Annotated in this window: 13 protein-coding genes; 5 read left to right on the top strand and 8 right to left on the bottom strand. The window is 45.0% G+C overall.

What is annotated here, in order from left to right; genetic code table 11:
• The first annotated feature begins 103 nt into the window (after nucleotides 1-103).
• On the top strand, nucleotides 104-634 hold the full coding sequence (gene hpt / locus P4S59_RS12790; RefSeq protein WP_005379995.1) for a hypoxanthine phosphoribosyltransferase: 531 nt from the start codon (nucleotides 104-106) through the stop codon (nucleotides 632-634).
• A 78-nt stretch (nucleotides 635-712) separates the two neighbouring features.
• Here hpt and can read toward each other — a convergent pair whose 3' ends face one another.
• The gene (gene can / locus P4S59_RS12785) at nucleotides 713-1,381 is read right to left on the bottom strand and encodes a carbonate dehydratase (RefSeq protein ID WP_005379996.1); all 669 of its coding nucleotides are present in this window, start codon (nucleotides 1,379-1,381) and stop codon (nucleotides 713-715) included.
• A 277-nt stretch (nucleotides 1,382-1,658) separates the two neighbouring features.
• Between can and P4S59_RS12780 the strand changes: the two genes are divergently transcribed.
• The 4 genes from P4S59_RS12780 (at nucleotide 1,659) to P4S59_RS12765 (ending at nucleotide 6,327) form a co-directional block, all read left to right on the top strand.
• Complete coding sequence (locus P4S59_RS12780) at nucleotides 1,659-3,329, top strand: SulP family inorganic anion transporter (RefSeq protein WP_046875129.1); 1,671 nt, start codon at nucleotides 1,659-1,661, stop codon at nucleotides 3,327-3,329.
• A gap of 252 nt (nucleotides 3,330-3,581) precedes the next feature.
• Nucleotides 3,582-4,499 carry an ABC transporter ATP-binding protein gene (locus P4S59_RS12775; RefSeq protein WP_005396713.1) on the top strand — a complete coding sequence of 306 codons (918 nt, stop codon included), beginning with the start codon at nucleotides 3,582-3,584 and terminating at the stop codon, nucleotides 4,497-4,499.
• Nucleotides 4,500-5,270 (top strand): ABC transporter permease, encoded by a 771-nt coding sequence (locus P4S59_RS12770; protein WP_005396714.1) that lies wholly within the window; start codon nucleotides 4,500-4,502, stop codon nucleotides 5,268-5,270.
• Nucleotides 5,271-5,397: 127 nt separating this feature from the next.
• The gene (locus P4S59_RS12765) at nucleotides 5,398-6,327 is read left to right on the top strand and encodes a Kdo(2)-lipid IV(A) acyltransferase (RefSeq protein WP_104970935.1); all 930 of its coding nucleotides are present in this window, start codon (nucleotides 5,398-5,400) and stop codon (nucleotides 6,325-6,327) included.
• 55 nt (nucleotides 6,328-6,382) lie between these two features.
• On the opposite strand, the gene panC is transcribed toward P4S59_RS12765, so the two are convergent.
• The 7 genes from panC to sfsA all read right to left on the bottom strand — a co-directional run bounded on the left by panC (nucleotide 6,383) and on the right by sfsA (nucleotide 12,329).
• The gene (panC, locus tag P4S59_RS12760; protein WP_337168513.1) at nucleotides 6,383-7,288 is read right to left on the bottom strand and encodes a pantoate--beta-alanine ligase; all 906 of its coding nucleotides are present in this window, start codon (nucleotides 7,286-7,288) and stop codon (nucleotides 6,383-6,385) included.
• 11 nt (nucleotides 7,289-7,299) lie between these two features.
• Complete coding sequence (gene panB / locus P4S59_RS12755) at nucleotides 7,300-8,094, bottom strand: 3-methyl-2-oxobutanoate hydroxymethyltransferase (RefSeq protein WP_005396718.1); 795 nt, start codon at nucleotides 8,092-8,094, stop codon at nucleotides 7,300-7,302.
• Between the two features lie 24 nt (nucleotides 8,095-8,118).
• On the bottom strand, nucleotides 8,119-8,604 hold the full coding sequence (gene folK / locus P4S59_RS12750) for a 2-amino-4-hydroxy-6-hydroxymethyldihydropteridine diphosphokinase (protein ID WP_337168512.1): 486 nt from the start codon (nucleotides 8,602-8,604) through the stop codon (nucleotides 8,119-8,121).
• Nucleotides 8,601-9,968 carry a polynucleotide adenylyltransferase PcnB gene (gene pcnB, locus P4S59_RS12745; protein ID WP_046875073.1) on the bottom strand — a complete coding sequence of 456 codons (1,368 nt, stop codon included), beginning with the start codon at nucleotides 9,966-9,968 and terminating at the stop codon, nucleotides 8,601-8,603. Before pcnB ends, folK begins: the two co-directional genes overlap by 4 nt.
• A 101-nt stretch (nucleotides 9,969-10,069) precedes the next feature.
• The gene (gene gluQRS / locus P4S59_RS12740; RefSeq protein WP_337168511.1) at nucleotides 10,070-10,933 is read right to left on the bottom strand and encodes a tRNA glutamyl-Q(34) synthetase GluQRS; all 864 of its coding nucleotides are present in this window, start codon (nucleotides 10,931-10,933) and stop codon (nucleotides 10,070-10,072) included.
• Nucleotides 10,934-11,029: 96 nt separating this feature from the next.
• Nucleotides 11,030-11,476 carry an RNA polymerase-binding protein DksA gene (gene dksA / locus P4S59_RS12735; protein WP_005386584.1) on the bottom strand — a complete coding sequence of 149 codons (447 nt, stop codon included), beginning with the start codon at nucleotides 11,474-11,476 and terminating at the stop codon, nucleotides 11,030-11,032.
• 136 nt (nucleotides 11,477-11,612) lie between these two features.
• The gene (sfsA, locus tag P4S59_RS12730; protein WP_337168510.1) at nucleotides 11,613-12,329 is read right to left on the bottom strand and encodes a DNA/RNA nuclease SfsA; all 717 of its coding nucleotides are present in this window, start codon (nucleotides 12,327-12,329) and stop codon (nucleotides 11,613-11,615) included.
• Nucleotides 12,330-12,395 lie beyond the last annotated feature (66 nt).

Raw genomic sequence — 12,395 nt, 5'->3', positions numbered from 1 at the left:
GTGACTTTCAACCCAATGAACGTGGTGATACACTACACGCCGTAAGATTAGGTGATCGTTTGCGTGCGACTTACCTCAACCCACAAATTAGATTGAGCACAGTATGAAACATACAATAGAAGTCATGATTTCTGAGCAAGAAGTTCAGGAACGAGTTCGTGAATTAGGCAAACAAATTACAGAGCGTTATCAAGGTAGTGAAGATCTTGTGTTGGTAGGCTTATTGCGTGGCTCATTTGTATTTATGGCAGACTTGGCACGTGCTATCGAACTGACTCACCAAGTTGATTTTATGACAGCGTCAAGCTACGGCAACACAATGGAAAGTTCACGTGACGTTCGTATCTTGAAAGATTTGGATGATGACATCAAAGGCAAAGACATTTTGCTTGTTGAAGACATCATTGATACAGGTAACACACTAAATAAAATCCGTGAGATCTTATCGCTGCGTGAGCCGAAGTCTATCGCGATTTGTACGCTCTTAGATAAACCATCTCGTCGTGAAGTGAATGTTCCTGTGGATTGGATTGGTTTCGAAATCCCAGATGAGTTTGTCGTTGGTGTGGGTATTGATTACGCGCAGAAATACCGCCACTTACCATACATCGGTAAAGTTGTACCTCAAGAATAATCATTGAGAGCAGCATTAAAAATACAAAAAAACGCCCATCTCAGATGGGCGTTTTTTTGTTCAAATCTTAGATGTAGCTTAGCGACAAAGCAGCTTGTTGTCTGTATTTAGAATCGTCGAAAGGGCTTTCTGATAAGACGCTTCTACGGTTTCCTTAGAGTTAGAACGAATGCCTAAGTACTCTAAACGACCATCTTCAATGCCGTATACCACGCCATGAATTTCAACATCTTGCCCACGCTCCCAAGCGTTTTGCAGGATGGTTGAGTTACCCAAGTTGTACACTTGCTCTGCGACATTAAGCTCGCCTAGTTTATCTGCTCGATCTTGCTGCGGCATTTGATCTAGGTAAGTGCGGTGTTTGAAATAGATATCTCTGATATGTAACAGCCAATTATTAATAAGACCTAGCTTAGGGTTATCAATGGCAGCGTTTACGCCACCACAGCCATAGTGTCCACAGACAATGATGTGCTTAACCTTAAGAACGTCTACGGCGTATTGAACGACGGACAGACAGTTGAGATCTGTATGGATGACTTGGTTTGCAACATTCCGATGAACGAATAGTTCACCCGAGTATAGTCCGGTTAGTCGCTCGGCAGGGACACGGCTATCAGAACAGCCAATCCAAAGAAAATCGGGCTTTTGACCCTCTGCGAGTTTTGCGAAGTATTCAGGTCGATCAGATTTGATCTCTTGAGACCATTTTGAATTGTTTTCAAATAACTGTTTAATTTCCGGCATCTTGCAAACTACTTCCCTTAAAAGACAAAAGCGCTGCCGCTTATATGAACATGCAAGCGATCAGTGTTGTAACTATACACAATGTTACAATTTCGATCTCGTTAAATATTCGTCAGACAGGACTCATCTGACTAGTTTTCATCAATAAAAACGTAAAATTAGGCCTAATTATTTGTGGTGTGAATTTAGCCTTAATCTATTTATGGTTTAAATTTTCGCCTGGCTCGTTAAAGTAATGACATTTTACTTTTTAAAATTGAATGCAGGGAAATCAGCAGTGTTCGGTAGTCGTTTTGAAGATATTAATTTCAAAGGGGATGTATTTGGCGGGGTAACCACGGCGATTATCTCTCTTCCTTTGGCGTTAGCGTTCGGTGTTGCATCCGGTGCAGGGGCAGAAGCAGGCCTCTGGGGCGCAATAATGGTCGGTTTGTTTGCTTCGTTGTTTGGTGGTTCTAATACGTTAATATCAGAACCAACAGGGCCAATGACGGTAATCATGACCGCTGTATTAACCAGTATGATGGCGAAGTATCCAGAAACGGGCATGGCCATGACCTTCACGGTTGTTATGATGGCTGGCGCGTTCCAAATCCTATTAGGGACGTTAAAACTGGGTAAATACGTTACCTTGATGCCTTATAGCGTGATTTCGGGCTTTATGTCAGGGATTGGCGTGATTCTTATCATTTTGCAGCTATCACCTTTGATGGGGCATGCTGCTCCTTCTGGAGGAGTGCTCGGAACATTATCTGCTTTGCCGGAGACCATTTCTAACCTCAAGTTCAGTGAACTGTTTTTAGGTCTACTGACTTTGGGGATTCTCTTTTTCTTCCCTAAGCAATATCGAAAATATGTACCAGCGCAACTCGTGGCGTTGGTTGCGGTGACTTTATTGTCTGTGATGCTCTTCGATACGGAAGACATTCGTCGTATCGGTGAAATCCCGGCTGGATTGCCTTCTCTCGTTGCACCTCATATTGATCCAGATATGTTTGTTGAGATGGTTATTGATGCGTTGGTGCTCGGCACCTTAGGTTGTATCGATACTTTGTTGACGGCGGTTATCGGTGACTCCTTGACTCGTAAAGAGCACGACTCAGACAAAGAACTGCGAGGCCAAGGTCTTGCCAACATGATCTCAGGCTTGTTCGGTGCACTACCTGGCGCGGGCGCAACGATGGGCACTGTGACTAACATTCAAGTTGGGGCTCGTTCGCCATTGTCCGGTGTGATTCGTGCACTTATGCTTGCATTGGTCGTATTGGTTGCTGGTGGATTAACGGAGCCGATCCCAATGGCTGTGTTGGCTGGCATTGCAGTATATGTCGGCTTTAACATTTTGGATTGGAGTTTTATTCAACGAGCACACAAGGTTAGCTTTTCCGGAATGGCGGTAATGTATGGCGTTATGTTGCTCACAGTGTTTGTTGATCTTATCGTTGCCGTGGGCTTGGGCGTCTTTATTTCCAACATTATTATCATTGAGCGTCTGAGCCGAGAACAGGCGAGGCAAGTGAAAGCGATCAGTGACGCGGATGAAGACGATGTGCCGCTAACTGACAGCGAGCGTGGCTTGCTTGATCGCGCCAATGGCAAAGTACTGTTCTTTTATCTTTCGGGCCCAATGATCTTCAGTGTTTCTAAGGCAATTTCACGCCAGCACTCCAGTATTTCGGATTATGATGTGATGATTCTCGATCTTACCGATGTACCTATGATTGATGTTACTGTCGGTTTAGCGTTAGAAAACGCGATTAAAGATGCGCTCGATGCTAATTGTGCCGTGTATTTGTTGTGTCCAAATGAGCGCACGCGAGAACAGCTAGAAAAGTTCCACGTTATTGATCTTGTCCCGAATGACAATATGTACCAATTCCGTTATGAAGCATTAAATGCGGCGGTAGCTCATGTCGAGGCGGACCAGTATCAGCGTATAACGGCGTAATCACTCTGATCGTTAAAAACGCAACAGCGCTCTGTTGCGTTTTTTATTCCCTAACTTTTCCTTACTTGCAGATAACCTTTACGTTGATAGGGACTATATTTCCAATATTATCGAAAGGTTTAATTGTAATCATCGTTATTCAACGATAAACTGATGGACCTCCAGTACAATACCCAAGGCGATTTCGTAGTAAACCGCTGATAAACATCGAGTCGGTATTAGTAATCACAAACAAACGGCAATCACGACCTTATGTACGCATTAGAAATTGAACAGTTGCGCAAGACGTATGCAGGTGGCTTTGAGGCGTTAAAAGGTATTAGTCTCCAAGTGAAAAAGGGTGACTTCTACGCGCTTCTAGGTCCCAATGGTGCAGGAAAATCGACCACGATCGGCATCATCTCTTCCTTAGTGAACAAAACTTCTGGGACGACGAAAGTTTTCGGTTATGACATTGATACCGACCTTGAGTTGGCCAAACAGAATTTAGGCTTGGTGCCACAAGAGTTCAACTTCAATCAGTTTGAAACTGTTGAACAAATCGTGATGCAGCAAGCGGGCTATTACGGTGTGTCTAAAGTATTAGCCAAAGAACGAGCTGAAAAGTACCTGAAAAAACTCGATTTATGGGAAAAACGTAAAGAGCGTGCCCGTAATTTATCTGGCGGAATGAAGCGCCGTTTGATGATCGCCCGAGCTTTGATGCACGAGCCGCAGTTGCTCATTTTGGATGAACCAACGGCTGGGGTGGACATTGAACTACGCCGCTCAATGTGGGAATTTCTGAAAGAGATCAACCAAGAGCAAGGGATTACGATTATTTTGACGACGCACTACCTAGAAGAAGCGGAGATGCTGTGTCGAAATATCGGCATTATCAACCGGGGTGAGTTGATTGAAAACACCACCATGAAGGCGTTGCTAGGTAAGTTAAGCGTCGAGACATTTATCCTAGACATTGAATCTGAAGGCGAGGTGCCTGAGCTTGAAGGCGTCAATCGACAAAGTATTGTTGATGGCTCTTTAGAGATAGAGCTAGATAAAAGCCAAGGATTGAATTCAGTGTTCAGTCAGTTAACAGAGCATGGTATTAAAGTTCTTTCAATGCGTAACAAAGCCAACCGACTGGAAGAGTTGTTTGTCAGCATTGTAAGAGAAGGGAGTAAGTAAATGTACGGTTTATATTGGACGGCATTTCGTAGCTTGCTGAGCAAAGAGATCACCCGTTTTACGCGTATTTGGGTGCAAACTTTAGTACCGCCAGCTATCACAATGACACTGTATTTCATCATTTTCGGTAATCTTATTGGCTCTCGAATCGGTGAGATGAGCGGCTTTAGCTACATGGAGTACATAGTTCCAGGTTTGATCATGATGTCGGTTATCACCAATTCATACTCGAATGTGGCGTCTTCGTTCTTTAGTGCAAAGCTACAGAAGAACATTGAAGAGCTGCTGGTGGCACCGGTGCCAAATTACGTGATTATTGCTGGATACGTAATGGGCGGTGTGACTCGAGGTTTGTTAGTAGGCGCTATTGTTACCTGTGTGTCTCTATTGTTTGTGGATCTGCAAGTTGAACACTGGGGTATTATTGTTGCGACCGTCTTCATGACATCCGTTGTATTTGCTCTAGGCGGGCTGATCAATGCGGTCTATGCAAAAACGTTTGATGATATTTCGATCATTCCTACATTTGTGTTGACCCCGTTAACCTACTTGGGTGGTGTTTTTTATTCCATCAGCTTACTGCCTGAATTTTGGCAAGGTGTCTCTAAGATTAACCCAATCGTCTACATGGTGAATGCGTTCCGTTATGGTTTTTTAGGCGTATCGGATGTAGGTATTGTCACCTCATTCAGTGTGCTTGCGGTGTTTGTGATAGCGCTGTATGCCGTTGCTCATTACTTAGTAACGAAAGGTATTGGGCTAAGAAGCTAAGACTCTCCCACACAACAAAGAGCAGCGAATCATGCTGCTCTTTGGCATGCATAACAATACATACCCATACAATCATTCAGTTTTTATCATGATAGGTTTCAATCATTTGTAATAAATGAGTGATCCTATGAATATTGTCCCGCCGCCGCCTTTCTCCTATCAGTTACTTAAGCCCAAATATTGGTCTGTTTGGCTGGCATTTGGATCTTTAGCGATTCTTGTTAATGTACTGCCATACATAGTATTGCGAATCTTAGGTAGAAGTATCGGCTGTGTTGCGATGCATGTAATGAAGCGCCGACACAAGATCGCTCTGCGTAATCTCCAGCTGTGTTTCCCTGATTTTACGGACTGGCAATGTAAGGACGTAGTACGAAAAAACTTTCAATATACGGGAATGGCGATCATCGAAACGGGCATAGCGTGGTTTTGGCCAGATTGGCGGATACGTCGGATAACCTCTACTGTTGGGAAAGATCGTTTACTCGCTGAGGAAAAGAATGGGCGTGGTGTGTTGGTGGTGTGCAGTCACCATTTAAACTTGGAGATAACCGCTCGTATTTTTAGCCAGTTTGCCAAAGGTTACGGTGTGTATCGCCCAAATTCGAATCCTGCTTATGAGTTTATTCAACATCGAGGTCGAACTCGTTTTGGGCATCAAATGATTGATCGAAAAGACGTGAAATCAATGCTCAAAGTTCTGAAAAATGGTCATCGACTTTGGTATTTGCCCGACCATGATTATGGCGTTAGCCATTCTGTTTTTGCGCCGTTCTTTGCTGTTGAACAAGCCGCGAGTACCGTGGGCTCTAGTGTGCTTATAGACGCAACAAAGTGTGCGGTCATATCTGGCGTCACAGTGAGCAAGAATCACCATTACACGTTGTATATTGGAAAAGATATCAGTGAGCGTTTCGAGAGGCGTAATGCGATTAAAGCGGCAAGTATCTTGAATCAAGAACTCGAGAAAATGATAAAACGTGATATTCCAGCGTGGATGTGGCTGCACAAGCGGTTTAAAACACGCCCTGAAGGGTTAGATTGCGTCTATACGTAGAACATAAAAAAGGTCGACTAAGAGTCGACCTTTTTACGTCTTGATGGCTCAGAGCTTACTCTGCGCTCTCTGAGTTTGTATTACTAGACTCTGCTTCTTCCTTCGCTTCGACAACCATATCTACCGTTTGGTTATCGATAAGACGAGCTTTGCCTAAGAACGCAGACATCAGAATGACGGCTTGTGTCGTTTCTGGTGTGATCACTTGTAATGTACGAGCATCACGAATGAAGATCTCATCAGGGTGCAAACCTGCAGCTCGCAGTTGGTCGCTCGCATCTTCGATGATCGATGCGTAGTCATCACGGCCACCACGAATGGCACTGCTGATCCAACGCATTGTACGAGCAAGTACTGGCGCACGTTGACGTTCATCCAATGTCAGCAGGCCATTGCGTGAACTCATTGCTAAACCGTCCATCTCTCGTACGGTTGGTACACCAATGATTTCAATATCCATTGCTAGGTCATCAACCATCTTGCGGATAACCGCAAGTTGTTGAAAATCTTTCTCACCAAAACAGGCCACATCTGGCTGAACGATGTTAAATAGCTTGTTTACGATGGTTGTGACGCCACGGAAATGACCAGGGCGTGAAGCCCCTTCTAAAATAGTCGATAGACCCGGAACATCAACAAACGTTTGTTTATCAAGCCCTTCAGGATAGATAACTTCTGGTGTCGGCGTAAATACCACATCGACCCCTTCAGAGGTTAACTTGCTTAAGTCTTCCTCTAGCGTACGCGGGTAATTATTTAAATCGTCTGCACGATCAAACTGCATCGGATTAACAAAGATGCTTACGACAACGATATCAGCGTATTCGCGTGCTTTACGCACTAAAGTTAAGTGACCTTCGTGAAGGTTGCCCATGGTTGGGACAAACGCAATTTTACGACCTTCACGTTTAAAGGTTTTAAGGTGTTCACGAACTGCTGAGATTTCCGCAAAAGTTTGCATGCATTTATCCTCTAGGCAATGGTATGAGCGTCGTCTGGGAATACACCGTTGGCTACATCTTCAATGTATTTAGCAACGGCTTTGCGCATATCACCTGTTTCAGCAAGAAAGTTTTTGGAGAATTTCGGCATGTAGTTGGCAGAGATACCGAACATATCATGCATCACGAGAATTTGACCATCTGTCACGTTACCAGCTCCAATACCGATAACAGGCACGTCGAGCACTTGCGTAATACGCTCAGCAAGCTCAGCAGGCACGCACTCTAGTAAGACGATTTGAGCGCCTGCTTCTTGCAGTGCTAACGCATCTTTCACCATGCGGTCCGCTTTTTCTTGATCGCGACCTTGAACTTTGTAACCACCAAAAATATTCACGGCTTGAGGAGTTAAACCAAGGTGAGCACAAACTGGAACCGAGCGTTCAGTGAGCATTTTTACAGTGTCGACTAGCCAGTCACCACCTTCAATTTTCACCATATTGGCACCAGCACGCATCAGTGTAGCCGCATTTTCGCAAGCTTGCTCTGGCGTGGTGTAGCTCATGAATGGCATGTCAGCCATCAACAAACAATTTGGGCTACCTGCGCGTACGCAACGAGTATGGTAAGCGATATCATCGACCGTTACTGGCAGAGTATCGTTGTGACCTTGCAAAACCATACCTAGAGAATCACCAACAAGAAGTACTGGCATTTCTTGGCTTTCAAACAGTTGGGCAAAGCTCGCATCATAAGCGGTTGAAGTAGCAAATTTACGACCTTCTTGCTTCCACTTGATTAGGTCGTTGATGGTCATTTTTTTCATGGTTTTATCCTTACTAGGAGTTGGCTATGACTGCCAGATACTGAGGCCGTTTCTATCTACTTGTTCCAGTAGTTTAGAGACCTCGATCCCATCGGGGAGTTGTAAACTTGGTGCAATTTCCGCAAGAGGGTAGAGTACGAATTCACGCTCTTTCATTCCATAATGAGGAACGATCAGCCTCTCGGAATTAATCACCTCATTGCCATAAAGAACAATGTCGAGGTCCAAGGTTCTTGGTCCCCAACGTTCGTCTTTACGGACACGCCCTTGTTCTTGCTCAATGGCTTGCGTGCAATCGAGCAACTCAAGAGGCGTCAAACTGGTGTTAATCGACACAACCGCATTGATGTAATCCGGTTGGTTTTGTGGTCCCATTGGCGTGCTGCTGTATAGCGAAGAAGCCTGAACAAATTCTGATTTAGGCAGCGTTTTTAACGCTTCAATCGCTTGCTTCGCTTGGCTGACAGGATCAGCCAAGTTACTGCCTACCGCAATGTACGCTGTGATCATGACTTAGGCTTACTCTTTTTCTTGCGATAGGTTTTACGGCGGCGCTGACCACTCTTCGGTGATTGACCGTCTAGGTCGGCAGCCATTGCTTGACGCATTTCTCGGCCTGCATTTTGGAAAGTTTCCCACCACTTGGCAAGCTTCTGAGTGTCACCACCTTCAATTTCACCGCGCATTTCAAGAAAATCAAAGCCAGCTCTAAATTTATTGAGCTCCATAAGACGGAATGCACGTTTACCGTTACGTCGAGGAAGGCGCAGCTGCAGCTGCCAAATCTCGCGAATGGTTGCGGTGTGGCGTCTTGGAATGGCAATTGTACGAACTTGTTCATCAAGAATGATGTTACTCGCTTCCATAATAGCGTCGTAATGGCCTAGGTTGCGCTCTTCCATCAGTTCATCGGCTTTCGCACACAGTGGGTACCACAGCATTGCAGCAAACATAAATGCAGGGTTGATGCGTTTCCCATCTTCGATGCGCATGTCAGTAGAATCCAACACGAGATCCAACATTTGCTCTGTGTGAGAGGAGTAATCTTCTGTAAAGTGCGCTGCAATCGTCGGGAAGAGCTGTTGGAATAAGTTGTACTCACGCAGTAGGTGGTAGGTTTCTAAGCCATGACCGGATTGCAATAACTTGAGTGACTCTTCAAAAAGACGCGCTGACGGAATGTCACCGAGCAACGGTGCCATGTGTTCGATTGGTGCCGCGGTGTCTTCTTCAATATCAAAGTCCAGCTTTACCGCGAAGCGAACCGCACGCAACATACGTACTGGATCTTCACGGTAGCGTGTTTCTGGATCGCCAATCAGTCGAATGAGGCGATCTTCTAAATCCTCAATACCACGTGCGTAGTCGTGAATCGAGTAATCCGCGATGTTGTAGTACATCGAGTTAATCGTGAAATCACGGCGCTCAGCATCTTCATCGATGGTGCCGTAGACATTGTCCCGCAGCAGCATTCCTTCTTTCGATTGCTGAGAGATGCTCTTATTCTTTTGCTCTTGGTGGTGACCGCGGAATGTCGCTACTTCAATGATATCTCGGCCAAACATAATGTGAGCCAAGCGGAAGCGGCGACCAATCAAACGGCAGTTACGAAATAGCTGTTTGATCTGTTCCGGCGTTGCGTTGGTCGCAATGTCAAAATCTTTTGGTTTCTGTCCAAGCAGTAAGTCTCGAACCCCGCCACCCACAAGAAAAGCATCGAAACCAGCACCATTTAGGCGGTACAGTACCTTCAGTGCATTATCACTGATCTGCTTACGCGAAATGTTGTGCTCTTCACGAGTTATTACATTGAGAGCGAGCTCTGGAATAGTGGCAGGTTCGCTTGGTGTATAGTCGTTTGTATTCATGTGCATCTGGCAATAACTGGGTTTAGTCCAATCTTGCTTTGGTTAGTTTTTGCGCCTCTAGGGCCTAATTTGCGGCTAATGATAGCCTACACAATGCCATTTGAGAATCACGGTGTGATCTCGATCTCTGTTGGAAGCTGTTCCAAGCGCCAGTTTTCGCAGCCCCAACGAAGAATCTCTTCTATGTTGGCCGCTTTTATGGCTTCCGGTATCTCGAAGCCCAAAAATGTCATGGCGCGTAATAGAGTAGGCTTTGGTGTCTCTATATCAATAGCCGTCGCGTGATTTTGTTTCGACAGTTTATTGCCGTTGTTGTCCATCGCCAATGGTAAATGCAAGTAGCTGACTTCAGGCTGCCCAAGTATCTGGTACAGACTGATTTGACGCCCTGTTGGCTCGATTAAGTCTGCACCACGCACGACTTCTGTGACGCCTTGGTCGATGTCGTCCAATACTACCGCAAGATTATAAGCAAATAATCCATCTCGACGTTTAATAATGAAATCTTCATTAACGAGTTGCTCTGGAATCTTAATTGTTCCATGCTTCTGATCGAAGAAATGAGCGACAGGCTTGGTCATTTTTAGGCGAATCGCGCCGTCTTTCAAGTTTTTATCGCGGCAAGTGCCAGGATAAAACCCGCCATGCTCTTTAATTTGCTTTCGAGTACATTGGCAATAATAGGCCTCACCATTTTCGAGCCATGTGTTTATTTGGGCTTGGTAAAGGTCATGACGTTCACTCTGGTATACCACCTCTCCATCCCAATGCAGCTGGTAGGCTTTGAGCGCATCTAGGATTAGTTGCGCCGCACCTGGCATTTCTCTTGGTGGGTCCAAGTCCTCAATACGTACTAACCAGGTTCCGTTGTGTGCTTTCGCTTGAAAATAGCTGCCAAGAGCGGCAATCAGTGAACCAAAATGTAAAGGACCAGAAGGAGATGGGGCGAATCGACCTACATAGCGTGTCATGCGTGTATCTCGAATTTAGTAAACAAATGGGATGCAAAGGTAGTCAAAACAAAAAGGGAGCCTGAGCTCCCTTCAATAATCATAATGCTTGGTTGATTAACCTTGCATTTGCTTCTCTTTGATTTCTGCAAGTGTTTTACAGTCAATACATAGGTCAGCGGTTGGACGTGCTTCAAGACGGCGAACGCCAATCTCTACGCCACAAGACTCACAGAAGCCAAAATCGTCTTCTTTGATTTTATCCAAAGTCTTTTCAATCTTCTTGATCAAACGGCGTTCGCGGTCGCGGTTACGCAGTTCTAGGCTGAACTCTTCCTCTTGAGAGGCGCGGTCAACTGGATCTGGGAAGTTTGCTGCTTCGTCCTGCATGTGGTGAACGGTACGATCCACTTCAGCTCTCAGCTGGTCGCGCCAAGCTGTTAAGATTTTCGTAAAGTGTTCAACCTGCTCTGGTGACATGTACTCTTCACCAGGTTTTTCCTGATATGGCTCCACGCCGGCAATGGCTAGGATGCCTATCGTTTTCTTCTTTGATTCTGGCATACAGCATCTCCTACTTACACCTAGTCAACTGCTACGCAGTCAATTTAAGGCGGGTATCTATAGCAAAAAGAGGCGGTGCAAGCAAATACTGAATCGCAAAGTTATCGTCAATGTGAAGACGACATCATTTTTTCTCTTAATTGATAAAATCAATAGCGGAAATCAGCTTCATTCCAGTATCGCTCAGTTCAGCTTTGTAGCAGAGAACTTCCACTCCAGCGTCTTGTGCTTGTTTGAGTAATAGTGAATATTTCGCGTCTATATGGTGCGCCGCGGATACTTTTTCAATACCTGAATGTAAAACAGTGAATAAAAGTATGGCTCTACTTCCATTTTGTGCCATTTCTGTGAGCTCTCTCAGGTGCTTTTGTCCCCGAGTCGTGACCGTATCTGGGAAGTATCCTTGTCCAGTAGAGTCGGTCTCATCAAGAAGAGTGACGCTTTTCACTTCTATATAGCACTTTGGCTTGTTGTCTGCGCTGAGCAAGATATCAATTCGGCTATTTTCATTACCGTATTTCACCTCAGTTTGAAGTGTGTCATAACCACAAAGCTCTGAAATGACATTATTTTCAATAGCCTCAACGGCTAATTGGTTGGCGCGCGCGGTATTGATACAAATACGGTGGCCTTGTTCGGTTTCACTCAACTCCCAACTATTGGGGTATTTTCGTTTCGGGTTGTCGGAAGTGGAAAACCAAACTTTGTTTCCGGGTGTCGCACAACCTGTCATAGCGCCAGTGTTTGCGCAGTGGATAGTACGAATTTCACCGGTATCGAGTTCGATATCGGCAAGAAAGCGTTTATAGCGTTTGAGTAGAGTGGCGGACTCTAAAGCGGGTGTGAAATGCATTTGCTTATTTAGACAAAAATTTTTTTATGTACAATGTTGCCACCATTACACCATAAGGTATTTCCT

It is taken from the genome of Vibrio sp. M60_M70 (assembly GCF_037162085.1).
In the GTDB taxonomy this organism is placed as follows: domain Bacteria; phylum Pseudomonadota; class Gammaproteobacteria; order Enterobacterales; family Vibrionaceae; genus Vibrio; species Vibrio diabolicus.
The sequence above is the reverse complement of the archived record's forward strand: the minus strand, read 5'-3'. Positions and strand labels throughout refer to the sequence as shown.

Coding starts and splice junctions, on each gene's coding strand:
- hpt (WP_005379995.1), top strand. CDS start 104: ATGAAACATACAATAGAAGTCATGATTTCTGAGCAAGAAGTTCAGGAA.
- can (WP_005379996.1), bottom strand. CDS start 1,381: ATGCCGGAAATTAAACAGTTATTTGAAAACAATTCAAAATGGTCTCAA.
- P4S59_RS12775 (WP_005396713.1), top strand. CDS start 3,582: ATGTACGCATTAGAAATTGAACAGTTGCGCAAGACGTATGCAGGTGGC.
- P4S59_RS12770 (WP_005396714.1), top strand. CDS start 4,500: ATGTACGGTTTATATTGGACGGCATTTCGTAGCTTGCTGAGCAAAGAG.
- P4S59_RS12765 (WP_104970935.1), top strand. CDS start 5,398: ATGAATATTGTCCCGCCGCCGCCTTTCTCCTATCAGTTACTTAAGCCC.
- panC (WP_337168513.1), bottom strand. CDS start 7,288: ATGCAAACTTTTGCGGAAATCTCAGCAGTTCGTGAACACCTTAAAACC.
- panB (WP_005396718.1), bottom strand. CDS start 8,094: ATGAAAAAAATGACCATCAACGACCTAATCAAGTGGAAGCAAGAAGGT.
- folK (WP_337168512.1), bottom strand. CDS start 8,604: ATGATCACAGCGTACATTGCGGTAGGCAGTAACTTGGCTGATCCTGTC.
- pcnB (WP_046875073.1), bottom strand. CDS start 9,968: ATGCACATGAATACAAACGACTATACACCAAGCGAACCTGCCACTATT.
- gluQRS (WP_337168511.1), bottom strand. CDS start 10,933: ATGACACGCTATGTAGGTCGATTCGCCCCATCTCCTTCTGGTCCTTTA.
- dksA (WP_005386584.1), bottom strand. CDS start 11,476: ATGCCAGAATCAAAGAAGAAAACGATAGGCATCCTAGCCATTGCCGGC.
- sfsA (WP_337168510.1), bottom strand. CDS start 12,329: ATGCATTTCACACCCGCTTTAGAGTCCGCCACTCTACTCAAACGCTAT.